Raw genomic sequence first — 23222 nt, 5'->3', positions numbered from 1 at the left:
CCGGCCCCCCGACAGGATCGGGCGCTCGACTACCGACCGGAGTGGGCGAGGGCTTCGACGGCCTTGCGGGCGGCGATGAGCACCGGGTCCCAGACCGGCGCGTACGGCGGTGCGTAGCCCAGGTCGAGCGCGGTCATCTCGTCCACCGTCATGTTGTTCCACAGCGCCACGGCCAGCGCGTCGATCCGTTTGGCCGCCTCGGACCAGCCGACGATCTGCGCGCCCAGCAGGCGGCCACTGGGCCGCTCGGCGATCAACTTGACCGTCATGGGCCGGGCGCCCGGGTAGTAGCCGGCCCGGTTGGTCGACTCGGCGAGCACGGTGACGAACTCGAAGCCGGCCGCGTGGGCGTCCCGCTCGCGCAGGCCCGTCCGCCCGACCTCCAGCTCGCAGACCTTGGTCACCGCCGTGCCGATCACGCCGGGGAAGGTCGCGTAGCCGCCGCCGATGTTGATCCCGGCGACCCGGCCCTGCTTGTTGGCGTGGGTGCCGAGCGGGATGTGCATGGGCATGCCGCTGACCCGGTGCAGGCTCTCCACGCAGTCGCCGGCGGCGTAGACGCCGGGCGTGCCGGGCACCCGCATCCGCCGGTCGACGCGGATCGCCCCGGACGGGCCGACGGGCAGGCCGGCGGCTTCGCCGAGCGCCGTGTTCGGGCGTACGCCCAGACCCAGCACCACGACGTCGGCGGGGATCGGCCCCTCGTCGGTGACCACCGCGGCGATCCGGCCGTCCCGCTCGTCGAGGCCGGTGACCGTCCGGCCGGTGCGGATGCCGATGCCGGTGCCGCGCATCGCCTCGGCCACCAGCTCGCCCATGTCCGGGTCCACCGTGGACATCGGCTGGTCGGCCTGCTCGACCAGGTCGACCGAGAGCCCGTGGTGCAGCAGCGCCTCGGCCATCTCGACCCCGATGTAGCCGCCGCCGATCACCAAGGCGCGGCGGGGCTTCGGCTCGCGGTCCAGCCAGTCCAGCAGGGCGGTGCCGTCGTCGAGGGTCTGCATGCCGAACACCCCGGCCACCCCGCCGCGCGCCCAGCCGGGCTGGATCGGGGTCGCGCCGGTGGCGTACACCAGGGTGTCGAAGCCGGCGCGGACCTCGCCGCCGCCCTCCAGGTCCCGGGCGACCACCTCCCGGCGGTCGAGGTCGATGCCGGTGACCTCGTGCCGCAGCCGGACCTCGATGTCGAACCGGTCCCGGAAGGTGGCCGGGTCGCGGGCGACGAGCTGGTCCCGCCCCGGGACCAGCCCGCTGACCCAGTAGGGGATGCCGCAGGCCGAGTAGGAGGTGAAGTGGCCGCGCTCGAAGGCGACGATCTCCAGGTCGTCGCGGCCGCGGAGGCGCCGGGCCTGGGACGCCGCCGACATCCCGGCGGCGTCCCCGCCGACGACGACCATGCGCTCCGCCACGACGCCATCCTGTCACGCGTGCCCGGCCCGCGGGCGCGCTCAGCCCCGGGTCTGCCGGGCCACGTCCGCGACCACGTCGACCAGCTTGCCGGTACGCCCGAACACCGCCCGCTGCCGCGCCGCGCCGCTGCCGTGCCGGCGCAGCCCGCCCAGCAGGTCGTTCACCCGGTCGAGGTCGCCGTGCCGCTCCAGTTCCGGGCGGACCCGCTCGACCAGCCGGTCCAGCAGTTCCCAGGCCGGCCGGAGCTCGCCGTCGGTCAGGTCGACGCCGTCGCCCTCCAGCCCGTCGTGGGCCGCCCGCCAGTGCGCGGCGACGAGCAGGTGGTGGTCGGTGTTGATGGCCGGCCGACCCTCGGCGAGCTCGGTCCTGGCGGTGGCCACGAGGGCCCGGACCAGGGCGGCGACCAGGACCGCGTCGTCCACGGTCGGGCACACGTCACCGATCCGGATCTCCACGGTCGGGTACTTGGCGGAGAGCCGGGCGTACCAGTAGAGCATCCCCTCGTCGAGCATCACGCCGCTGGCGATGAGCTGGCGGATCAGCCGCTCGTAGTGCTCGTGCGACTCCAGCCAGGGGGTGGGCGCCACCGAGGGCCAGCGCTCCCACTCGACCGAGCGCCAGCTCGCGTAGCCGGTGTCCTCGCCCCTGGCGAACGGGGAGTTGGCGGTGACCGCGTGCAGGATCGGCAGCCAGGGACGGACGTGGTTGAGCACCTGCACCCCGGTCTCCGCGTCCGGGACGCCGACGTGCACATGCATGCCGTTGTTGCCCGGCCCCGGCACCAGCAGCCGGAACCGCTCGATCATCCGGTCGAAGCGGGGCTTGTCCACCACCGGCGGCACCGGCCCGTCCACCGGCCCGGTGCCGATGGCCAGCAGCCGGACGCCGGCCCGCTCGGCGGCGGCGGCCAACTCGGCGCGGAGCATGCCCAGTGAGTGCCGGATCGAGGAGAGCTCCAGCCCGGGCGGGCTGCCGATCTCGATCTGGCTGGTCTGGAACTCCCGTTCCACCTGGCCGCGCAGCTCGGCCGGCACCTGCTCCATGACCAGGTCGACCGCGGGCACGGCGGCACCGGTGTGCGGGTCGACGAGCAGGAACTCCTCCTCCACGCCGACCGTCAGCAGGTCCGTGCCGCCCGGTGCGGCGCCCCGTTCCCGCTCCGCCACTGACCCGCTCATCGCGACCACCGTCCGCTCCGTACCGGCCCGCGGCACCGTGCCGCCCGGTCGAGGGCCTGTTACCCACCGTGTCGACGCGGGGAAACGCTCCGGACGGCGTGTCGCCCGCTACTCGCCGCGATCGGGTCCTTGGGCGTGACAACGGGTTCTAGGGTGGTCGTGTGGCAGGGATGCTGTTGACCGGGACGTGGGCGTACGCCCTCGCCCTGCTCGCGGACCGCCCGGCCGGCCTGCTCGCGGGCGCGGCGGTGGCCGCCGCGCTGCTGCTCGCCACGCTGCTCGCGCTGCGGGTGCGGGCGCTGCCCGCGCCGCGCGGCGGACCGCGCGCCGTGGCCCTGCGGGCCCGGGCCCGGCACCGCCGGGTGCCCCGGCAGGTCGACCCGGACGCCCCGGGGCGGCCGCGTCCCCGTGCGCCCGGGCTGCGCCCCTCGGCCGCGTAGCCGCCCCGCGTCGGGTCCTCTCCGGCGCGCCGCCGCCGCGGCCGGTTCCGTCGTCATCCGTCCCACGGGACGCGTCGTCCCGTCGGGGCATCCGGAATCGGACCGAGGGGTTTCCCCATGCTCGCCTTCGCGCCACTGCACGCCGCGACCTCCGCCGCCGCCACCGTCGTCACCTGGCTCGCCGACACGCTCGCCCCGCTGACCGGCGGCGCCGCGACGGCCGCCGCGATCGTCCTGTTCACCGTCGGGGTCCGGCTGCTCATCTCGCCGCTCACCCTGGCCCAGGTCCGCGGGGAGCGGCGCCGCGCGGCGCTCGCCCCCGAGGTCCGCGACCTCCAGCGCCGGTACGCCGACGATCCCGGCCGACTGCAGAGCGAGTTGTTCGCGCTCTACCGCCGGGCCGGGGCCAGCCCGGTCGCGGGCTGCCTGCCGGCGTTGTTGCAGGCGCCGTTCTTCCTGGTCATGTACCGCCTCTTCGCCACCGGCGACGGGCACTCGCACCTGCTGGACGAGAAGCTCGCCGGCGTACCCCTGGGGTGGCATCTGGGTGACGGCCTCACCGGTCCGGTGGTGGCGGTCTTCGGGGTGCTGCTGGCGGTGCTGCTCGTGCTGGCCTGGTGGTCCGCCCGGCGGGCGCGCCGGGCGGCCGCGGCCACCGGCACGGTCGCCGGCGCGCCCACCGAGGGGCCGGGCGCCGCGGTGCTGGGGTGGCTGGTGCCGCTGCTGCCCTTCACCACGGTGCTGGTGGCGCTCGTGGTGCCGCTCGCGGCGGTGCTCTACCTGGTCACCACGACGGCGTGGACCGCGCTCGAGCAGGCGGTGCTGCGCCGGCCGCAGCCGGGAGGCATCGACGCACGTTGACAAGTGCGGGGACGGGCGCGTAGAAATCGCACTCAAGAGAGCGCTCTCTCCTGCCCGTCCCCGCAGAGAGGCACCCCGATGAACCCTGTCCCGGCGGCCACGGCCGCCCCCTCCGCCGTGCGCCGGTCCCGCCGGCGGCTCTCCCTGGCGGCCGCCGTGCTCGCCACCACCACCGCCCTCGCCACCGTCACGATGACCGCCCACGCCGCCGTGCCCCCGCCGCCCTCCGGCTGGAGCCTGGTCTGGAGCGACGACTTCACCGGCGCGGCCGGCACCCTGCCCTCCTCCGCCAACTGGATCATCGACACCGGCACCAGCTACCCGGGCGGCCCGGGCAACTGGGGCACCGGCGAGATCCAGACCTACACCAACAGCACCGCCAACCTCGCCCACGACGGGGCCGGCAACCTGCGGATCACCCCGCTCAAGGACGCCGCCGGGCGGTGGACCTCGGCCCGGATCGAAACGGTCCGCGCCAACTTCAAGCCGCCCGCCGGGGGAGTGCTCGCCCTGGAGGGGCGGATCCAGATGCCGAACGTGACCGGCGCCCAGGCCGCCGGCTACTGGCCGGCCTTCTGGGCGCTCGGCTCGCCCTACCGGGGCAACTACCAGAACTGGCCCGGCATCGGCGAGTTCGACATCATGGAGAACGTCAACGGGATCAACTCGGTCTGGGGCGTGCTGCACTGCGGCGTCGCGCCGGGCGGGCCGTGCAACGAGTTCAACGGCATCGGCGCCTCGCGCGCCTGCCCGGGCAGCACCTGCCAGTCGGCGTTCCACACCTACCGCTTCGAGTGGGACGCCTCGATCAGCCCGCAGCAGCTGCGCTGGTACGTCGACGGCCAGCTCTTCCACACCGTGAGCCAGAACCAGGTCGGCGAGCCGTACTGGGGTCAGATGACCAGCCACAGCGGCTACTTCATGCTGCTGAACGTGGCCATGGGTGGCGGCTTCCCGGACGGGGTGGCCGGCTCCGCCACGCCCACGGCGTCGACCGTCTCCGGCCGGCCGATGCTGGTCGACTACGTGGCCGCGTACACCCGGGGTGGTGGCGGCGGCACCCCGTCGCCGACCCCGACCACGCCGCCGCCGGGCGGGGTGGTGGACGCCTACTCGACCATCCAGGCCGAGGCGTTCAACGGCCAGAACGGGGTGCAGGTGGAGTCGTGCAGTGAGGGCGGTCAGGACATCGGCTGGCTGGCGAACGGCGACTGGGCCCGCTACGACAACGTGGAGTTCGGCGCCACGCCGCCGCGGGACTTCGTGGCCCGGGTCGCCTCCGGCGCGCCGGGCGGGGTGAGCGGGCTGGTCGAGGTCCGGGTGGACAGCCCGACCAACCCGCCGATCGGCAGCTTCGCGGTGGCCAACACGGGCGGCTGGCAGAGCTGGCGCTCGGTGCCGGGCAACGTCTCCGCGGTCACCGGCCGGCACACCGTCTACCTGACCTTCAGCAGCGGCCAGCCGGCCGACTTCGTCAACGTCAACTGGTTCACCTTCCGCCGCTGAGCGGCCGGGCCGGGGGTCCCCGCGAGGGACCCCCGGTCTGCCTCTGGACAGAAACAGTTAACAGTCTTAATAATGAGCGCACGTCGACGGTTGTAAATGCCCACCCTCCACCACAACGGTCCCTGGAGGACGCCGTGAGACTCCGCTCCACCCGCGTGGCGACGTTCGCCACCGCGCTCGCCGCCGCCCTGGTCGCGGGCACCGTGCTGGCCGCGCCGCCGGCCTCCGCCGCCACCGCCGCCTTCGTCCGCACCACCACCTGGGACACCGGGTACGAGGGCAAGTTCACCGTCACCAACAACACCTCGGCCAGCATCTCCTCGTGGAACGTCCAGTTCGACCTGCCCGCCGGCAGCACCCTCGGCTCGTTCTGGGACGCCCGGCTGACCACCTCCGGCCAGCACGTGACCGCGGTGAACCAGTCCTGGAACGGCACCCTCGCCCCGGGCGCCAGCACCACCTTCGGCTTCAACGTGAACGGCACCGGCAACCCGACCAACTGCACGGTCAACGGCGGCTCGTGCACCGGCGGGGGCGGTGGCAACCCGGGCGCCCCGGCCACCCCGGGCGGCCTCCGGGTCACCGGCACCACCAACACCTCGGTCTCGCTGGCCTGGAACGCCGTCTCCGGCACGGTCACCGGCTACCGCGTCTACGAGGGCGCCACCGTGAAGGCCACCGTCACCGGCACCTCGGCCACGGTCTCCGGGCTGGGCGCCTGCACCGGGCACAGCTACACGGTGGCCGCGTACAACGCCAGCGGGGAGTCGGCGAAGTCGGCGGCGGTGTCGGCCACCACCACCGGCTGCACCGGCGGCGGTGGCGGGGTCATGGCCGCCGCGCCCTACCTGTACCCGGGCTGGGGCGACCCGCCGGCGCCGTCCACGGTGATGGGCGCGACCGGCATCAAGTGGTTCACCATCGCGTTCGTGCTCTCCGGCGGCGGCTGCACCCCGGCGTGGGACGGCAGCGGGCCGCTCACCGGCGGCACGCACGCCAGCACCATCGCCGCGATCAAGGCGGCCGGCGGCGACGTCATCCCGTCGTTCGGCGGCTGGCAGGGAAACAAGCTCGGCCCGAACTGCTCCTCGGCCAGCGCGCTGGCCGGCGCCTACCAGCAGGTCATCAACGCCTACAACCTCAAGGCGATCGACATCGACATCGAGAACACCGACGAGTTCGAGAACGAGGTCGTGCAGGACCGGATCCTGGACGCCTTGAAGATCGTCAAGCAGAACAACCCGGGGATCAAGACGATCGTCACCTTCGGCACCTCGACCACCGGGCCGAACTACTACGGCACCCGGCTGATCAACCAGGCCGCCGCGAGGGGCGCCAACATCGACGTCTTCACCATCATGCCGTTCGACTTCGGCGGCGGCGCCAACATGTACCAGAGCACCGTCAACGCCGCCGAGGGCCTCAAGAACGCGCTGAAGACGGCCTTCGGCTGGTCCGACGCCACCGCCTACGCCCACATGGGTCTCTCCGGCATGAACGGTCTCTCGGACCAGCAGGAGCTGACCTCGCCGGCCACCTGGACCCAGATCCGGGACTGGGCCAAGGCCCGGGGCCTCGCCCGGTTCACCTTCTGGTCGGTCAACCGGGACCGGCCCTGCCCGGGCGGCGGGGTGGTCTCGAACTGCTCCGGCATCGCCCAGAACACCTGGGAGTTCACCAGCATCACCGCGGGATTCTGAGCCCGCACCGCGGTCAGCGCCCGGCGGTCACCGACCGCCGGGCGCGCCGCCGGCGCACCTTCTTGACGACCCAGCTGACGATCATCACGGCGAAGACCGCGAAGATCGCGTAGTTGAACCAGTCGCTGTACTGGTTGACCCGTTCCCAGCGCGAGCCGAGGGCGAAACCGGCCCCGACGATCAGCGCGTTCCACACGCCGCTGCCCAGCGTGGTGAGCAGGATGAACTCGCCCAGCGGCATGCGGTTCGCGCCGGCCGGCACGGAGACCAGGCTGCGCACCACCGGCACCACCCGGCCGATGAGCACGGCCCACCGGCCGTGCCGCTCGAACCAGCGGTCGGCCTTTTCCAGGTCCTCCCGGTCCACCAGCGGTATGTGGTCCAGCCAGCGCTTCAGCCGCTCCTCGCCGAGCGCGGCGCCGAGCCAGTAGAGCACCAGCGCGCCGAGCAGCGAGCCGGCCGTCGCGGCCAGCACGATCAGCACCAGGTTGAACCGGCCCTCGGCGGCGAGGTAGCCCGCCATGGCCAGCACGACCTCGCTCGGGATCGGCGGGATGATGCTCTCCAGGGCGACCAGCAGGGCCACCCCGACCGCGCCGAACGAGTCGATCACGCTCGCCACCCAGCCGGTCAGCCCGGTGAACTGGTTCGGGTCGACGTTCTGGGCGAGTGCCATGGGCGTCCTTCCGCACGGTGCCGGGGGATCCGGGAGTGGTACCCCGACCGGGGCCGGTCACACCTGCCGGTGATCGGCCCCACGGCCCGCCGGGTCAGCCCTCCGGGTGCAGCGCGCCGTCGGCCGGCCCGCGCCGCCAGCCGGTGAAGCGGACCACCAGACCGCCCCGGCTGGGCGAGCAGCAGTACGGCCCGGCCGCCGCCTCCGCCTCCGGGTCCAGCGGGGCCACCCGGACGAGCCGCCACGGCTCGGCGTCCACCCGCGCGCGGACGGTCAGCGCGTCACCGGCCCGGCTCACCCGGACCGTCACGTCCCGCCCCGACCACTCCGGCACCGGGGCCACCGACCAGTCGGACCGCTCGTCGGTGACCACCGCGCCGACCTGCGGCTCCCCGTCGCTGACCTCCACACCGGCCTTGGTCCACCGCCGCTCGTCCACCCGGACCAGCACGCCGGCCTGGTCGAACTGGGCCGCGTAGTCGAGCCGGAAGCTGACCTCCACGGCACTGTCCACCGGAAACGGGGCGAGCAGCGCGGACCCGTCGTCGTGCACGAAGCCGTAGCTGGTCCGCCGCCAGAAGTCGCTGCCGCCACGCGGCTCGACCAGCAGCGCGTCGCCGGCCGGTTCGGTCCGCTCCGGCGGGTTGAGCCAGGTGCCGGCGGACCAGTCGAGGGCTTCGGTGTCGGCGCTCATCCCGGCACCGTACCGGCCGGCCGGGCCGGGCGGGGGTTTGCCGCCGTCGGCAACCGGAGAAGTAATCGGGGCATGGGTGACAGGTGGTATCAGGAGGCGGTGGTCTACTGCCTCGACGTGGACACGTTCGCCGACTCCGACGGCGACGGGGTGGGTGACTTCCGCGGCCTCATCGGCCGGCTCGACTACCTGGCCCGGCTCGGGGTGACCTGCCTCTGGCTGCACCCCGTCCATCCCTCGCCGAACCGGGACGACGGCTACGACGCCACCGACTTCTACAACGTGAGCCCGAAGCTGGGCAGCCTCGGCGACTTCGCGGAGCTGCTGCACCAGGCGCGGAACCGGGGCATCCGGGTGATCATCGACCTGGTGGTCAACCACACCTCGGACGAGCACCCCTGGTTCCAGTCCGCCCGGTCCTCACCCGACTCGCCCTACCGCAACTGGTACGTGTGGAGCGATGAGGCGCCGCCGGACCGGCACCAGGGCATGGTCTTCCCCGGCGAGCAGAACGAGACCTGGAGCTACGACCGCACCGCGAAGGCCTGGTACTACCACCGCTTCTACAAGTTCCAGCCGGACCTCAACGTCGCCAACCCGGAGGTCCGCGCCGAGATCAAGAAGATCATGTCGTTCTGGCTCCAGCTCGGCGTATCCGGTTTCCGGATGGACGCGGTGCCGTTCATCATCGAGCTGACCGAGGCGGGCAACCCCAACTCGCCCAAGGACCTGGACTTCCTCACCGAGCTGCGCCAGCACGTGCAGTGGCGGCGGGGCGACGCGGTCCTGCTGGCCGAGGCGAACGTCGAGCCCGACCAGTTGCCCGTCTACTTCGGTGACAGCGGCGGCTCCGCCAACCGGATCCACATGCTCTTCGACTTCATGATGAACGGGCGGCTGATGCTGGCCCTGGCGCGGCAGGACCCGGAGCCGGTGATCGAGGCGCTGCGCGACACCCCGGCCCTGCCCGAGGGCGGGCAGTGGGCCACCTTCCTGCGCAACCACGACGAGATCGACCTGTCCCGGCTCACCGCCGAACAGCGCAACCAGGTGTACGAGCAGTTCGGGCCGGACGACGACATGCGCCTCTACGGCCGGGGCATCCGCCGGCGGCTCGCCTCGATGCTCGGCAACGACCGCCGCCGGATCGAGCTGGCGTACGCGCTCCAGTTCTCGCTGCGCGGCACTCCGGTGCTGCGCTACGGCGAGGAGATCGGGATGGGCGAGGACCTGTCGCTGCCCGGCCGGGAGGCGATCCGCACCCCGATGCAGTGGTCGTACAAGGAGAACGGCGGCTTCTCCACGGCCGACCCGGAGAAGCTGGTCCGCCCGGTGATCGACAAGGGCGAGTACGGCTACCAGAAGGTCAACGTGACCGCCCAGCGCAAGGACCCGAGGTCGCTGCTGGGCTGGTTCGAGCGCATGATCCGTACCCTCCGGGAGGCCCCGGAGATCGGCTCGGGGAGCACCAGCCACATCGACGTGCCGATGCCGCCCGGCGTGCTGGCGCACCGGGCCGACGGGCCGACCGGGACGATGGTCTTCCTGCACAACCTCGGCACCGAGGACGCCGAGGTCGACCTGAGCGTCCTCGCCCCCGAGGCCGACCAGCCGATCGACGTGCTCACCGACCGCAACTACGAGGAGGTCGGCAAGCTGGACCGGCTGAAGCTCGCCGGCTACGGCTACCGGTGGATCCGCATCTGCCGGGGCAGCGGCCTCTGACGGCGGCCCCGGCGTTAAGCTCCTTCGATCGAGCCCAAGTTACCGGGAGGTAATCATGTCGGAGGAGCCCCGTGTCGCCATCGTGACCGGAGCCGCGCGCGGCATCGGCGCGGCCACCGCCCGGCGGCTGGCCGCCGACGGCATGGCCGTCGCCGTGGTCGACATCGAGGAGTCGGCGACCAAGGAGACCGTGGACGCCATCGCCGCGGCCGGCGGGCGGGCCCTCGGCGTGGGCGCCGACGTGTCCGAGCGCGCCCAGGTGGAGGCCGCCGTGGAGCGCGTCGCCGCCGAGCTGGGCGCGCCGACCGTGCTGGTCAACAACGCCGGCGTGCTGCGCGACAACCTGCTGTTCAAGATGAGCGACGCCGACTGGGACACCGTCCTGGGCGTGCACCTGCGCGGCGCGTTCCTGTTCAGCCAGGCCGCACAGAAGCACATGGTCGAGCGGAAGTGGGGCCGGATCGTCAACCTCTCCAGCACCTCGGCGCTGGGCAACCGGGGCCAGGCGAACTACTCGGCCGCCAAGGCGGGCCTCCAGGGCTTCACCAAGACCCTCGCCATCGAGCTGGGCCCGTTCGGGGTGACCGTCAACGCCGTCGCGCCGGGCTTCATCGTCACCGACATGACCGCCGCCACCGCGGCCCGGATGAAGGTCGACTTCGCCGCGCTCCAGCAGCACGCCGCCGCCGAGATCCCGGTGCGCCGCACCGGCCGTCCGGAGGACGTCGCGCACACCATCTCGTTCCTGGCCAGCGAGGGCGCGTCCTTCGTGTCCGGCCAGGTCATCTACGTCGCGGGCGGCCCCAAGGACTGAGGCCGGCACGCGTCACCCGGCGCGGCCCCTCAGGCGGGGTCGCGCCGGGTGCGCCAGAGCCAGAACAGGCCGAGCACCGGCAGCACGAGCGGGATGTAGCCGTAGCCGCTGCCGAAGCCCGACCAGACCGTCTCGTCCGGGAACAGCTCCTTGTCGGCCAGGCTGAGGATGCCGACGCCCACGACCCCGACCAGCTCCACCGAGCAGCAGGCCAGCGCGACCCGGCGGCCGGTGTGCCCGGCCCGGGCCAGCCCGACCGCCGCCACGATGTAGATGAGCGCGGCGAGCGCGGAGAGCAGGTACGCCACCGGCGCCTCGTCGAACTTCGTGGCGATCTGGAGCCCGGCCCGGGAGGTCGCGGCGATCGCGAAGAGGATGTAGACCGCGATCAGCAGCCGGCCCGGCCCCCGGTTCGTCGCGCGCTGCTCAGCCACCGACGACCTCCCAGGTCTGCTGTAGGCGGACCACCACCACCGGGGTGACCAGGCAGACCGCGCAGACGATCGCCGAGCCCCACCGGGTCGGCTCCATCCGGGCCAGCACCCAGGCCAGCGGCGGCAGGCAGACCAGCGTCACCAGGTAGCCGAAGAACGCCCCCGGCTCGCCCGGCCGCTCACCGCCGCCGAGCGCCACGAGCGCCACCACGGTGAGCGCCAGCAGGGCCACCTCCAGCACGGCCAGGCCGACGAACTGGTACCGGTCCGGCGCGCGGTGGCGGACGGCCGCCACCAGGGCCCAGACCGCGACGAGGAGCGACAGCACGATCGAGGCCGTCGCGAGGATCCCGTCCACCGGTGAGCCGGCCGCCGCCGCGGTGGTCATCGACGCCGTCCCGGCGCAGTCGAAGTCACCGGCACAGCCTACTAACCCGCGTAGTAGCCACCGTCGCCCGGCTCACCGGCGGGGTCCCGGCGCGTCGGCCCGGCCGGACGACTAGCGTGGATCACGGCCACCGGCGTACGCCGTGGCGCAGGGACGACAGCAGGGGGTCCGGGGTGCGGTTCGGCTTGTTCGGCACGGGTCACTGGGCGGCGGAGACGCACGCCGCGGCCATCGACGCGCACCCGCGGGCCGAGCTGGCCGGAGTCTGGGGGCGCGACCCGGTGAAGGCGGGCGTGCTGGCCACCCGGCACGGCGTACCGGTCTTCGAGGACGTGGACGCGCTGCTCGACGCCTGCGACGCGATCGCCGTGGCGCTGCCGCCGGACGTGCAGGCCGAGATCGCCGTGCGGGCCGCCACCGCCGGGCGGCACCTCCTGCTGGACAAGCCGCTCGCGCTGAGCCTCGCCGACGCCGACCGGGTGGTCGACGCCGCGCAGGCGTCCGGGGTGGCCTCGATCGTCTTCTTCACCCAGCGGTTCCACCCGAACGTCACCGGCTTCCTCGCCTCGACGGCGGCGGCCGGCGGCTGGCAGCACGCCCGGGGGACCATGTTCGCGTCGATCTACCAGCCGGGGAACCCGTACGGGAACTCGCAGTGGCGGCGGGACCGGGGCGCGCTCTGGGACATCGGCCCGCACGCGCTGTCGCTGATCCTGCCGGTGCTCGGCCGGGTCAACCGGGTCACCGCCACGGACGGCCCGAGCGGCCTCGTGCACCTGCTGCTCACCCACGACGGTGGCGCCACCAGCTCGCTCTCGCTCACCCTCGACGCGCCGGCCGAGGCGGTCACCCGGGACTTCGTCTTCTTCGGCGAGAACGGCATCGAGACCGTGCCGCCCGGCGACGGCAGCGTGCTCCAGGCGTTCGGCACGGCCATCGACCAGCTGCTGGAGGAGGTCGAGGCGGGCACCCGGGACCACCGCTGCGACGTCCGGTTCGGGCGCGAGGTGGTGGCTGTGCTGGAGGCCGCCGAGACCGCCCGCAGCCAGCGGTGCAGCGTCGACCTCTGAGGAATTCCGTCGCACGCCGGCCGGCCCGCCGCTAGCCTGGCCGGCATGTTCACGCATGCCCTGATCGACGTGGCCGCCGCGCCGGCCGCGTGGGGGCTCCTCCTGGTCGCCCGCCCGCGGGTCCGGCGCCCGGCCCTGGCCGGCCGGGACGCCCACCGCGCCTGACCTGACCGTCCGCACCGCCGGCCCCTGACCGGGCCGGCCGCCGCCGGCTGCCCGGTGCGCCGCCGCCCGCCCCGATCCGGGGTGTGTGGCGCGTCCCCGCCGAATCTCCAGGGCCGTCCGAGTCCCGATCCGCTCGGACAGGCCCCGACTTTCTCGTGCGCCTGTCCGTTCCCGTCGCCGTCCGGCGACAGACAGGACGATCTCGTGGCGCCCCGCCGACCCACCGCGCGCGACCGGTTCCGTCGCGTACTGTCCCAGAACTTCCTCGCCGACCCGGCCGCCGTCGCGCGGATCGTCCGGGCGGCCCGCCCCGGCCCGGACGACCTGCTGCTGGAGGTGGGCGCCGGACGCGGCCAGCTGACCCGGCCGCTCGCCGCCAGGTGCGGCCGGCTGGTCGCGTACGAGGTGGACCCCGCCGTGCTGCCGGAGCTGACCGCGGCCTGCGCGGACCTGCCGCACGTCGCGGTCCGGGCGGCCGACTTCCTGACCGCCGTCCCGCCCCGTGAGCCGTTCGCGGTGGTCGGCAACATCCCCTGGTCGCTGACCGCCGCCGTGGTCCGCTGGTGCCTCGCGGCGCCCGGCCTGCGGTCGGCCACCCTGCTCACCCAGCTCGACTACGCCCGCAAGCGCACCGGCGACCACGGGCGCTGGAGCCGGCTCACCGTGCTCACCTGGCCCGAGCACCACTGGCGGCTCGCCGGATGGGTGCCCCGGGGCGCGTTCCGGCCGGTGCCGGCCGTCGACGGCGGGATCCTCCGGCTGGACCGCCGCCCCGAACCGCTGCTGCCGGCGGCGGCGCTGCCCGCGTACCGGCGGATGGTGGAGCTCGGTTTCGGCGGGGTCGGCGGCTCGCTGGCCGCCTCGCTGCGCACCGGCCACCCGCGCCGGCGGGTCGACGGGGCGCTGCGGGCCGCCCGGCTGGCCCCGGACACCCCGGTCGGGCTGGTCTGGCCCGAGCAGTGGCTCGTGCTGTTCCGGCTGCTGCACGCCGTGGATCCCGGGCGGGCCGTGCGGTGACCGGGCTCAGACCAGGGTGTTGAGGGCCTCGCCCAGCTCGGCGGGGGTGTCGAACTCCTCCGCCGGCAGCGCCTTGAGCATCTGCAGCATCTCGGTGCTGGCACCGTTCTCCTGGCCCCAGCGGATCAGGTCCGCACGGGAGACCGGGTAGTCGAGCCCGGCCAGGAACTCCTGCAACTGCACCCCGGTGACGGTCATGCCGGCGGGCTACCCGCTGCGGCGGGTGCCATGCCCGCCGGCCTGACCGTTTGCCCGGTCGGGTCCCGGGTAGCCGCTCGCATGCTGGTACAGCGGCTCGGCGCGCCGAGCGACTTCGACCCGCTGCTGGAACGCGTCCGGGACGCGCGGATCGTCATGATCGGCGAGGCGACGCACGGCAGCTACGACTACTACCGGCTGCGCGAGCAACTGACCCGGCGGCTCATCGCCGAACAGGGCTTCGACTTCGTCGCGGTGGAGGGGGACTGGCCGGACTGCGACCGGGTGAACTGCTCGGTGGCGGGCGCGCCGGGCGGGCTGGCCGATCCGCAGACCGCGCTGGAACGCTTCGAGCGCTGGCCGACCTGGATGTGGGCCAACGCCGAGGTCGCCCGGTTCTGCCGCTGGCTGCGGGCGTGGAACCTGGAACGCCCCGAGGGGGAGCGGGCCGGCTTCCACGGGCTGGACGTCTACAGCCTCTGGGAGTCGATGCAGGCCATCTTCGACTACCTGGGCGAGGAGGACCCCGCCTCGCTGGAGGCGGCGCAGGAGGCGTACCGGTGCTTCGAGCCGTACGGCAAGCGGGTCGAGGACTACGGCACGGCCAGCCGGTTCGTCTCGGCCCGGTGCGAGGAGGAGGTGGTCCGGCTGCTGGCGCGTACCCGGGAACAGGCGGCCACCGACGGCGCGGACCGCTTCGCGGCCTGGCAGAACGCGGAGGTCGTGGCCGGTGCGGAGCGCTACTACCGGGCCATGGTGGGCGGCGGCCCGGAGTCCTGGAACATCCGCGACATCCACATGGCCGACACCCTGGACCGGCTGCTCGACCGCTACGGCCCGCAGGCGCGCGGGATCGTCTGGGCGCACAACACCCACGTCGGCGACGCCCGGGCCACCGACATGGCGGCGGACGGGCTGGTGAACATCGGCCAGCTCGCCCGGGAACGGCACGGCCGGGACGCGGTGGCGCTGGTCGGCTTCGGCAGCTACCGGGGCACGGTGGTGGCCGCGCCGCGCTGGGGCTCGCCGTCCGAGGCGATGATCGTGCCGCCGGCCCGGGAGGGCTCGGTGGAGCGGCGGCTGCACGAGCTGATGCCGGAGCGGGCGGTGCTGGTCTTCGGCGGCGGGGACCAGCCGGAGTGGGTGACCGGGGAGACCGACCACCGGGCCATCGGGGTGGTCTACGACCCGAGCTTCGAGGCCTGGGGCAACTACGTGCCGACGCGGCTGGGCGAGCGCTACGACGCGTTCATCTGGTGCGACGAGGCGACCGCGCTGCACCCGCTGCCGGCGCCGGCCGCTCCGGGCGAGATGGAGACCTACCCGGCCGGCGTCTGACACCGGCCGGGCAGGTCCGCGTCACACCTGGGCGGGCTCGCGCTCGGCGAGGTGGGCGCGCAGGCCCTCACCCTCGACGTCCACGTTGGGCAGCACCCTGCCAAGCCAGCGCGGGAGCCACCAGGCGGCGTTGTTCAGCAGCGACATCACCGCCGGGACGATGGTCATCCGGACCACGAACGCGTCGATGGCGACGCCGATCGCGAGCGCGAAGCCCATCGACTTGATGACCGGGTCGTCCAGGAAGACGAAGCCACCGAACACCGAGATCATGATCAGCGCGGCGGCGGTGACCACCCGGGCGCCGTGCCCCATGCCGTTGATGGTGGCCTGCCGGGCCGTGTCGCCGTGCACGAAGTCCTCGCGCATCCGCGAGACCAGGAAGACCTCGTAGTCCATGGCCAGGCCGAACAGGATGCCGATGAGCAGGATCGGCAGGAAGCTGACCAGCGGGCCGGGGGTGTCCAGCCCGACCAGGTCGGCCAGGTGGCCCTCCTGGAAGACCGCGACCGTGATGCCGAAGGTGGCCGCCACGGTGAGCAGGAAGCCCAGCGCCGCCTTGACCGGCACGAGGATCGACCGGAACACCAGCATGAGCAGCAGCACCGACAGTCCCACCACGAGCAGCAGGTAGACCGGGAGCGCGTCGGAGAGCTTCTCGGACACGTCGATGCCGATGGCGGTGACGCCGGTCAGCAGCACGTCGGCGTTCTGGATGCCGCCGACCTGCGCGCGGATGTCGTGCACCAGCGTCTCGGTGGCCGCGTCGGTCGGCCCGGTCTTCGGGATCACCCCGAGCAGCGCCGTGCGGCCGGTCTGGTCGACCTGCGGCGGGGCCACCGCCAGCACGCCGTCGGTCTTCTGGATGAGCGCGGTGACCTGCGGCAGCGCCGCCTGGGTGGCCTGCGGCGAGTCGGCGGTGACGACGACCGCGAGGCGACCCGTGAAGCCCTCACCGAAGCCCTCCCGGACCAGGTCGTTGTTGACCCGCGCCGGACTGCCCTCGGCGGCGGTGGCGGCGTCCGGCAGGGCCAGCCGCATGTCCTGCGCCGGGATGGCGAGCAGGCCGAGGCCGAGCAGGCCGACCAGGATGACCGGGATGCGCAGCCGGGTCACCCAGTGCGCCCACCGGAACCCGAAGCCCGACCGGTCCTCGGAGCCGGTGGCCGGGGAGGCCACCGCGTCCCGTCCGCGCAGCTTGCGGGGGAGCACCTTGCGCCCGGCGAAGCCGAGCAGGGCCGGGGCCAGCGTGATGGCCACCAGCACGGCCACCGTGACGGTGCCGGCCGCGGCCAGGCCCATCACGGTGAGGAACGGGATGCCCACGACGGCCAGGCCGGCGAGCGCGACCACCACGGTGGCGCCGGCGAAGACCACGGCGGAGCCGGCCGTCCCGACCGCGCGGCCGACCGCCTCCTCGGGCGAGAGGCCGTCGAGCAGGTTCTGCCGGTGCCGGGAGGTGATGAACAGCGAGTAGTCGATGCCGACCGCGAGGCCGAGCATCAGGGCCAGGATCGGCGCCGTGCTGGTCAGCTCGACCGCGCCGCTGAGCGCGTACAGGCCGGCCATGCCGACGCCCACGCCGATCAGCGCGTTCAGCATGGTCATGCCGGCCGCGACCAGCGAGCCGAAGGTGACGATCAGGACGATCGCCGCGACCAGCACGCCGAGCGCCTCGGTGGAGCCGACCTCCGGCTCGGCGTTCAGCACCTCACCGCCGGGGGCGATCTGCCAGCCCTGGGCCTCGGCCCGCGCGCCGACCTTCTCGTACGCGTCGCGCTGGGCGTCGGTCACGTCGTCGGCCCGGCCCTGGAACTGCACCTGGATCAGCGCGTAGCGGCCGTCCGGGGTGAGCGCCTGCGCCTGGTACGGGTCGACCGCGCCGACCACCCCGGGCAGCGTGGCCGCCTCCTGCGTGACCTGCTTGACGATCGCTTGCCCCTCCGGCGTGGTGAGCTGGCCGGCCCGGGGCGCCTTGACCGCGATGGTGCCGGTCGCGCCGCTCGCCGCCGGGAACCGGTCGGCGAGCAGGTCGATGGCCTTCTGGGACTCGGTGCCCGGCATCGTGAAGTTGCTCGCCGTCGGGCCCTTCAGGGTGGCCGCGGCGAGGCCGAGGCCGACGAGTACGACGAGCCACACGACGGCCACGAGCCGCCGCCGGCGCAACGATGCCCGGCCGAGCCGGTACAGCAGGGTCGCCATGGGATTCCTTGTCCTCGGGGTCGGAACGGGGATCAGGTGACGGGTTCGAGGGCCCGCCGGACCACGGCCAGCAGGGCGGGCCGCAGTTCGTCGTCGGGGATGTCGATGAACTCGCCGCACGTCTCGGCGATGCCGGCGAGCACCACGAGCGCGGCGATCCGCGCGGAGGGCCGGTCGGAATGGCCGGCGAACGCCGCGATGAGCCGTTCGGAGATCTCCTGGATGTGCGCGAACGCGGGCTGCTGGAGCAGGTCGGGGAACTCGCCCCGGAGCAGCGCGATCTCCCGGCGGAAACGCACCGCCAGGTCGACGAAGCCCTCGCCGGCGATCTCCTGGGCGGCCGCGCCGGTCGTGCCGGCGAGGCGCGCGTCGAGCGCCTCCAGCACCGCGATGGCGGGTGCCATCAGCTCACTGAGCAGGGCTTCCTTGTTGGCGAAGTGGTAGAGCACGGTCGCCTTCGAGCAGCCCACCGCACGGGCGATGTCCTGGAGCGAGGTGCCCTTGTAGCCGGTGACGGCGAAGCGCCGCGCCGCCGCCGCGAGGATGTCGCCGTGGGTCTCCGGTACCGCTCGTGCCATGCCCTCCAGCATGCCTGACCGATCGGTCAGGGCCTGACCGATCGGTCAGACGGATTGGGTGGCCTTCGCCACAGCGGCGCTCAGCCGACCGGCGCCCCGTGCTCCCGGTCGTACGCCGCCCGCGCCGCGCTGATCCCCGCACGGTGCCGTTCCGCCCAGCGGGTGAGCGCCACCAGCGACTCGTAGAGCTCCCGGGCCATCGGGGTGGCCGTGTACTCGACCCGGGGCGGCACGGTCGGGTGGACGTGCCGGTGCAGCAGGCCGTCCCGCTCCAGGTTGCGCAGGGTCAGCGTGAGCATCCGGCGGCTGATCCCCTCGACCTGGCGCTCCAGCTCGGTGAAGCGGATCGGGCCCTGGGAGGCGGCGATGAGGATGCCGATGCTCCACTTGCCGCCGACCCGGTCCAGCGCCTCCCGCACGGTGCAGGCCCGCGCCTGCTCGGCCTGGATGGACACACACCTGTTCCCCTGGGACATGAAAGTGCCTCCTTCCGCTCCGCCTCATGGTCACAGACGATGGCCTCAGTAACAAACCGTGCACCAAGGAGGCGTTCCACATGACGGGGACCAACCGCTGGCCCGCGCTGCTCGTGCTCTGCGCCGGCAGCCTGATGATCATCCTGGACGGCAGCATCGTCGCCGTGGCCCTGCCGGCCGTCCAGGCCGACCTCGGCTTCCCGGCCGCCGGACTGGCCTGGGTGGTGAACGCGTACCTGGTGGCCTTCGGCGGGCTGCTGCTCCTGGCCGGGCGGCTCGGCGACCTGCTCGGCCGGCGCCAGGTCTTCCTGGTCGGGGTCGCCCTGTTCACCCTCGCCTCGCTGCTCTGCGCGGTCGCCGCCGGGCCGGGCACCCTGGTCGCCGCCCGGTTCGCGCAGGGCGTCGGGGGCGCGCTCACCACCGCGGTCAGCCTCGGCATGATCGTCCGGATCTTCCCCGAGCCGGCCGAGCGGGCCCGCGCCATCGCCGTGTTCAGCTTCACCGGCGCGGCCGGCGCCTCGCTGGGCCTGCTGGTCGGTGGAGTCCTCACCGACCAGGCCGGCTGGCGGTCGATCTTCCTGATCAACCTGCCCATCGGCGTGGCGATCCTGGCCGGCGCCGTACGCCTGATCGCCCCGGACCGGGGCGCCGGGCTCCGGACCGGCCTGGACCTGCTCGGCGCGGTGCTGGCCACGGCCGGCCTGATGGCCGCCGTGCTGGCCATCGTGGGCGCCGGCGAGCACGGCTGGGCCGCGCCGCGCACCCTCGGCGCGGGCGCGCTCGCGGCGGCGCTGCTCGCCGGCTTCGCCGCCCGCCAGCGGCGCGCCGCCACCCCGCTGCTGCCGGCACGGGTGCTGCGCGCGCCCGGCCTGGTCGCCGCGAACGCCACCCAGTTCCTCATGGTGGCCGCCTACTTCGGCTTCCAGTTCCTGCTCGCCCTGCACCTGCAACTCGTCCTCGGGCTCGACCCGGCCACCACCGGCTTCGCCTTCCTGCCCACCCCGCTGGCGATCGCGGCCGTGTCGCTGGGCCTGGCCGGGCGGCTGATGGCCCGGTTCGGCGCCCGGACCGTCCTGGTCGGCGGCCTGGCCCTCGCCGTCGCCGGGTTCCTGCTGCTGGCCCGCCTCCCGGTGGACGCCCGCTACGCCGCCGACGTGCTGCCGGCGCTGCTGGTCTTCGGTGTCGCGGGCGGGCTCACCCTGCCGGCCGTCACGACGCTGGCCATGGCCGGTGCGGAGCCCGCCGACGCCGGTCTCGCCTCCGGGCTGGCCAACACGACGCAGCAGGTCGGCGGGGCGCTCGGGCTGGCCGTGCTGGCCACCCTGGCCGCGAGCCGCACCGACACCCTGCGCGCCGCCGGCACCGACCCCGTCGCCGCCCTCGGCCTCGGCTACCGGCACGCCTTCGCGGTCGCCGCGGGCCTGGTGACCGCCGCCCTGCTGGTCGCCCTCGGCACCGCCCGCCCCGCCCGCCGTCGCGCCGCGGTCCCGACTGCCGCGGCCCCGGAGACGTGCCCCGCCCGCTGACCCGTCACGGCGGCACGTGATGCGATCTTGGCGAGTTTCCGTTCCGAGCCGACGGAAACTCGCCAGGATCTGTGGAGACACGGCGGTGGCGGCCGGTCAGGCGCCCAGGTCGTGCAGCACCCCGGCCAGGAGGTCCACGGCCGCCGGGTACGCGTGCGCGGGCGGGCCGGCGTAGCCGACCACCAGGCCGGGCGGGCCGCTCCGCGGGTGGTGCCGGTGCACAGCCAGCCCGCCGACGGCGAGCCCGCGCGCGGCGGCCGCGGCCAGCACCGCCGCCTCGCCGGGACCGTCCGGTCGCAGGTGGACGGTGGCGTGCAGGCCGGCCGCCACGCCGTCCAGCGCCGACCGGCGGCCCAGCCGCTCCAGGAGGAGGTCCCGCCGCTGGCGGTAGCGGCGCCGGACGGTGCGGACCTGCCGGTCGTAGCCGTGGTCGTCGATGAGCTCGGCGAGGGCGAGCTGGCCGATCGTCTCGCTCTGGAGGTCGAGATGGCGCTTGGCCTCCACCACCGGGTCCACGAGCCGCGCCGGCAGCACCAGCCAGGCCAGGCGCAGCGCCGGCCCGAGCGTCTTCGCCGCCGTGCCCACGTAGGCGACCTGCTCGGGTGCGGTGCCCTGGACCGCGCCGACGGGCTGCCGGTCGTAGCGGAACTCGCCGTCGTAGTCGTCCTCGATCACCAGGCCGCCGGTGGACCGGGCCCACTCCGCGAGCGCGTGGCGGCGCGCCGGGTGGAGGGTCACCCCGGTGGGGAACTGGTGTGCCGGGGTCACCACGGCGGCGCCCACCCGGGCCAGCGGGCCGGTGCCGAGCAGGTCGGTACGCGCGCCGAGCCCGTCCACCGGCAGCGGCAGCACGGTGCCGCCGTGCCGGCGGACCACCTCCCGGTGGAAGGGCAGCCCGGGGTCCTCCATGGCCAGCGCCGGGGTGCCGGCGTCCCGGAGCACGCCGGTGAGCAGCACCAGGGCCTGGACGTAGCCGGTCGTGATCACGATCCGCTCCGGGTCGGCCAGCACGCCCCGGGCCCGTCCCAGGTAGCCGGCGAGCGCACGGCGCAGCTCCGGCCGCCCCCGCGGGTCGCCGTAGCCGTACGCCTCGGCGGGGGCCACGGCCAGCGCCCGGCGGGTGGCCCGCAGCCAGGCGGTCACCGGGAAGAGCCCGACGTCGGGGCTGCCGGGGCGGAGGTCGTACCGGAAGGTCGGGGACCCGGGCGGCGGCGCGGCCGGCGGCGGGACGGCCCGCCGCAGCGCGCTGACCTGGGTGCCCGCGCCGATCCGGGCGACCAGCCAGCCCTCGGCCACCAGCTGGTCGTAGGCGGCGCTCACGGTGCCCCGGGACAGGCCCAGCTCGGCGGCGAGGGTGCGGGTGGCCGGCAGCCGGGTGGCGGGCGGGAGCCGGCCGTCGCGGATGGCGTCCCGCAGCGCCCGCTCCAGCCCGGCCCGCCGGCCACCGGCGGTGTCCAGCTCCAGATGCAGGTCGACGCCGAGATCGGCCCAGTCCGTCGGCACGGAATTGGAGCTTACGGGCGGGCCGCCGGCCGGGCGAGACTGACCGCATGACCGAGCCGAGCCGGCGGGCCGCCGCACTGCGCGCGCTGCACCGCCCCGGGAACCCGCTGATCCTGCCGAACGCCTGGGACCCGGGGTCCGCCCGGGCCGTGGTCGCGGCCGGTTTCCCGGCCGTCGCGACCAGCAGCGCCGCGGTCGCCGAGGCGCTCGGCCACACCGACGGCGAGGCCACCCCGGTGGACGACCTGTTCGCCGCGCTCGCCCGGATCGCCGCCGCGGTGCCGGTCCCGGTCACCGCCGACCTCGAACGGGGGTACGGGCTGCGCCCGGCCGAGCTGGTCGAGCGGCTGCTGGCCGCCGGCGCGGTGGGCTGCAACATCGAGGACTCCGACCCGCGTACCCGCGAGGTGTACGACGTGGAGGAACAGGCCGACCTGCTGGCCGGGATCCGCGCTGCCGCCGCGGCGGCCGGCGTGGACCTGGTGCTCAACGCCCGGGTCGACGTCCACCTGCGGGCGTACGGCCCGGCCGAGGGGCGGCTCGCCGAGGCGGTCCGCCGGAGCCGCCGCTACCAGGTCGCCGGAGCGGACAGCGTCTACCCGATCCTGCTGGCCGACCCGGAGCAGATCCGCGATCTCGTGGCCGAGGTGAACGCCCCGGTCAACGTCCTGGCCCGGCCCGGGGCCCCGAGCCCGGCCGAGCTGGCCGCCCTCGGCGTGGCCCGGATCAGCTACGGCTCGGGCCTGTACGCGGCCGCGCGCGCCCGTATGGTCGGGATGCTCGCCACGATCCGGGCGGGCGACGACGCGTTCCCCAGCCGAGCGGAGGCCCCGTGACCTACCCACCGCCGCGCTACTCCGGGGACCGGGGCGAGCAGTCGGCCACCTACCGCCCGGCGGATCATCCCGCCGAGCTGGCCTACCCCTCCGGCGGTACGGCGCACTACCTGGCCACCGGCGCGTCGACCAACGGGCAGTTCGGTCTCTACCGCTGGGAGATGGGGCCACAGCCGAGCGGCCCGGCGCCGCACTTCCACCGGTCCATCTCGGAGTCCTTCTTCATCCTGTCCGGATCGGTACGCGTCTACGACGGCCGGCGCTGGATCGACACCGCGCCGGGGGACTTCGTGCACGTCCCGGAGGGCGGTGTCCACGCGTTCCGCAACGAGTCCGGCGAGCCGGCCTCGATGTTGCTGCACTTCGCCCCGGGCGCGCCGCGGGAGGGCTACTTCGAGGGCCTGCTGGACCTGGCCGACCGGAGCGAGGAGGAGCGGGCGGAGTTCTTCCTGCGGCACGACACGTTCTGGGTCTGATCGCGTACCGG

23 protein-coding genes are annotated in these 23222 nt (G+C 74.3%); 12 read left to right on the top strand and 11 right to left on the bottom strand.

The annotated features are described in order from the left end of the window. Positions 1 to 29: 29 nt before the first annotated feature. Together GCE86_RS20540 and GCE86_RS20535 are read right to left on the bottom strand one after the other, a co-directional pair. Complete coding sequence (locus GCE86_RS20540) at positions 30 to 1409, bottom strand: FAD-dependent oxidoreductase (RefSeq protein WP_154228464.1); 1380 nt, start codon at positions 1407 to 1409, stop codon at positions 30 to 32. A 39-nt stretch (positions 1410 to 1448) separates the two neighbouring features. Beyond that, positions 1449 to 2597, bottom strand: coding sequence for a carboxylate-amine ligase (locus tag GCE86_RS20535; protein ID WP_154228463.1), 1149 nt, complete (start codon positions 2595 to 2597; stop codon positions 1449 to 1451). Between the two features lie 161 nt (positions 2598 to 2758). On the opposite strand from GCE86_RS20535, the gene GCE86_RS20530 reads away from it, so the two are divergent. The 4 genes from GCE86_RS20530 to GCE86_RS20515 all read left to right on the top strand — a co-directional run bounded on the left by GCE86_RS20530 (position 2759) and on the right by GCE86_RS20515 (position 7095). Next, positions 2759 to 3028, top strand: coding sequence for a DUF6412 domain-containing protein (locus GCE86_RS20530; protein ID WP_154230603.1), 270 nt, complete (start codon positions 2759 to 2761; stop codon positions 3026 to 3028). 117 nt (positions 3029 to 3145) lie between these two features. Beyond that, the gene (locus GCE86_RS20525) at positions 3146 to 3889 is read left to right on the top strand and encodes a YidC/Oxa1 family membrane protein insertase (protein WP_154228462.1); all 744 of its coding nucleotides are present in this window, start codon (positions 3146 to 3148) and stop codon (positions 3887 to 3889) included. A gap of 78 nt (positions 3890 to 3967) precedes the next feature. Further along, entirely contained in the window at positions 3968 to 5395 is a 1428-nt protein-coding gene (locus GCE86_RS20520) for a carbohydrate-binding protein (RefSeq protein ID WP_154228461.1), read from the top strand. 134 nt (positions 5396 to 5529) lie between these two features. Next, positions 5530 to 7095, top strand: coding sequence for a cellulose binding domain-containing protein (locus GCE86_RS20515; RefSeq protein WP_154228460.1), 1566 nt, complete (start codon positions 5530 to 5532; stop codon positions 7093 to 7095). A gap of 13 nt (positions 7096 to 7108) precedes the next feature. Here GCE86_RS20515 and GCE86_RS20510 read toward each other — a convergent pair whose 3' ends face one another. Both GCE86_RS20510 and GCE86_RS20505 read right to left on the bottom strand, forming a co-directional pair. Beyond that, positions 7109 to 7771 carry a DedA family protein gene (locus GCE86_RS20510; RefSeq protein WP_154228459.1) on the bottom strand — a complete coding sequence of 221 codons (663 nt, stop codon included), beginning with the start codon at positions 7769 to 7771 and terminating at the stop codon, positions 7109 to 7111. 94 nt (positions 7772 to 7865) lie between these two features. Beyond that, the gene (locus GCE86_RS20505; protein WP_154228458.1) at positions 7866 to 8465 is read right to left on the bottom strand and encodes a DUF1349 domain-containing protein; all 600 of its coding nucleotides are present in this window, start codon (positions 8463 to 8465) and stop codon (positions 7866 to 7868) included. 72 nt (positions 8466 to 8537) lie between these two features. On the opposite strand from GCE86_RS20505, the gene GCE86_RS20500 reads away from it, so the two are divergent. Beyond that, positions 8538 to 10190, top strand: a complete 1653-nt coding sequence (locus GCE86_RS20500) for an alpha-amylase family protein (RefSeq protein WP_154228457.1) — start codon at positions 8538 to 8540, stop codon at positions 10188 to 10190. Positions 10191 to 10245: 55 nt separating this feature from the next. Further along, entirely contained in the window at positions 10246 to 11004 is a 759-nt protein-coding gene (gene fabG / locus GCE86_RS20495) for a 3-oxoacyl-ACP reductase FabG (RefSeq protein WP_154228456.1), read from the top strand. 29 nt (positions 11005 to 11033) lie between these two features. On the opposite strand, the gene GCE86_RS20490 is transcribed toward fabG, so the two are convergent. Next, positions 11034 to 11438, bottom strand: coding sequence for a hypothetical protein (locus GCE86_RS20490; protein ID WP_154228455.1), 405 nt, complete (start codon positions 11436 to 11438; stop codon positions 11034 to 11036). After that, positions 11431 to 11826, bottom strand: a complete 396-nt coding sequence (locus GCE86_RS20485; protein WP_154228454.1) for a hypothetical protein — start codon at positions 11824 to 11826, stop codon at positions 11431 to 11433. Before GCE86_RS20485 ends, GCE86_RS20490 begins: the two co-directional genes overlap by 8 nt. A 173-nt stretch (positions 11827 to 11999) precedes the next feature. On the opposite strand from GCE86_RS20485, the gene GCE86_RS20480 reads away from it, so the two are divergent. Together GCE86_RS20480 and erm are read left to right on the top strand one after the other, a co-directional pair. After that, positions 12000 to 12896, top strand: a complete 897-nt coding sequence (locus GCE86_RS20480) for a Gfo/Idh/MocA family protein (RefSeq protein WP_154228453.1) — start codon at positions 12000 to 12002, stop codon at positions 12894 to 12896. Between the two features lie 369 nt (positions 12897 to 13265). Continuing rightward, positions 13266 to 14078 (top strand): ErmE/ErmH/ErmO/ErmR family 23S rRNA (adenine(2058)-N(6))-methyltransferase, encoded by an 813-nt coding sequence (erm, locus tag GCE86_RS20475; RefSeq protein WP_154228452.1) that lies wholly within the window; start codon positions 13266 to 13268, stop codon positions 14076 to 14078. 6 nt (positions 14079 to 14084) lie between these two features. On the opposite strand, the gene GCE86_RS20470 is transcribed toward erm, so the two are convergent. Beyond that, positions 14085 to 14276, bottom strand: a complete 192-nt coding sequence (locus GCE86_RS20470) for a DUF2795 domain-containing protein (protein ID WP_091262242.1) — start codon at positions 14274 to 14276, stop codon at positions 14085 to 14087. An 81-nt stretch (positions 14277 to 14357) separates the two neighbouring features. Between GCE86_RS20470 and GCE86_RS20465 the strand changes: the two genes are divergently transcribed. After that, positions 14358 to 15614, top strand: a complete 1257-nt coding sequence (locus GCE86_RS20465) for an erythromycin esterase family protein (RefSeq protein ID WP_154228451.1) — start codon at positions 14358 to 14360, stop codon at positions 15612 to 15614. A 21-nt stretch (positions 15615 to 15635) separates the two neighbouring features. Here GCE86_RS20465 and GCE86_RS20460 read toward each other — a convergent pair whose 3' ends face one another. The 3 genes from GCE86_RS20460 to GCE86_RS20450 form a co-directional block, all read right to left on the bottom strand. Then, a complete protein-coding gene (locus GCE86_RS20460; RefSeq protein WP_154228450.1) occupies positions 15636 to 17816 on the bottom strand; it encodes an MMPL family transporter in 2181 nt (726 codons plus the stop codon). Between the two features lie 32 nt (positions 17817 to 17848). Further along, positions 17849 to 18394, bottom strand: a complete 546-nt coding sequence (locus GCE86_RS20455; RefSeq protein ID WP_154228449.1) for a TetR/AcrR family transcriptional regulator — start codon at positions 18392 to 18394, stop codon at positions 17849 to 17851. Between the two features lie 80 nt (positions 18395 to 18474). Continuing rightward, positions 18475 to 18870 (bottom strand): winged helix-turn-helix transcriptional regulator, encoded by a 396-nt coding sequence (locus GCE86_RS20450; protein ID WP_154228448.1) that lies wholly within the window; start codon positions 18868 to 18870, stop codon positions 18475 to 18477. Between the two features lie 80 nt (positions 18871 to 18950). Between GCE86_RS20450 and GCE86_RS20445 the strand changes: the two genes are divergently transcribed. After that, complete coding sequence (locus tag GCE86_RS20445) at positions 18951 to 20396, top strand: MFS transporter (RefSeq protein WP_204342420.1); 1446 nt, start codon at positions 18951 to 18953, stop codon at positions 20394 to 20396. 96 nt (positions 20397 to 20492) lie between these two features. Here the strand turns inward: GCE86_RS20445 and pdxR are convergent, their stop codons facing one another. Next, positions 20493 to 21899: a MocR-like pyridoxine biosynthesis transcription factor PdxR gene (pdxR, locus tag GCE86_RS20440; protein WP_154228446.1), complete on the bottom strand. Its 1407-nt coding sequence runs from the start codon at positions 21897 to 21899 to the stop codon at positions 20493 to 20495. A gap of 47 nt (positions 21900 to 21946) precedes the next feature. On the opposite strand from pdxR, the gene GCE86_RS20435 reads away from it, so the two are divergent. Together GCE86_RS20435 and GCE86_RS20430 are read left to right on the top strand one after the other, a co-directional pair. After that, the gene (locus tag GCE86_RS20435; RefSeq protein ID WP_154228445.1) at positions 21947 to 22735 is read left to right on the top strand and encodes an isocitrate lyase/PEP mutase family protein; all 789 of its coding nucleotides are present in this window, start codon (positions 21947 to 21949) and stop codon (positions 22733 to 22735) included. Next, the gene (locus GCE86_RS20430) at positions 22732 to 23211 is read left to right on the top strand and encodes a cupin domain-containing protein (protein WP_154228444.1); all 480 of its coding nucleotides are present in this window, start codon (positions 22732 to 22734) and stop codon (positions 23209 to 23211) included. The genes GCE86_RS20435 and GCE86_RS20430 overlap by 4 nt, the downstream gene beginning before the upstream one ends. Positions 23212 to 23222 lie beyond the last annotated feature (11 nt).

The sequence above is a fragment of the Micromonospora terminaliae genome (assembly GCF_009671205.1).
GTDB lineage: Bacteria > Actinomycetota > Actinomycetes > Mycobacteriales > Micromonosporaceae > Micromonospora > Micromonospora terminaliae.
The sequence above is the reverse complement of the archived record's forward strand: the minus strand, read 5'-3'. Positions and strand labels throughout refer to the sequence as shown.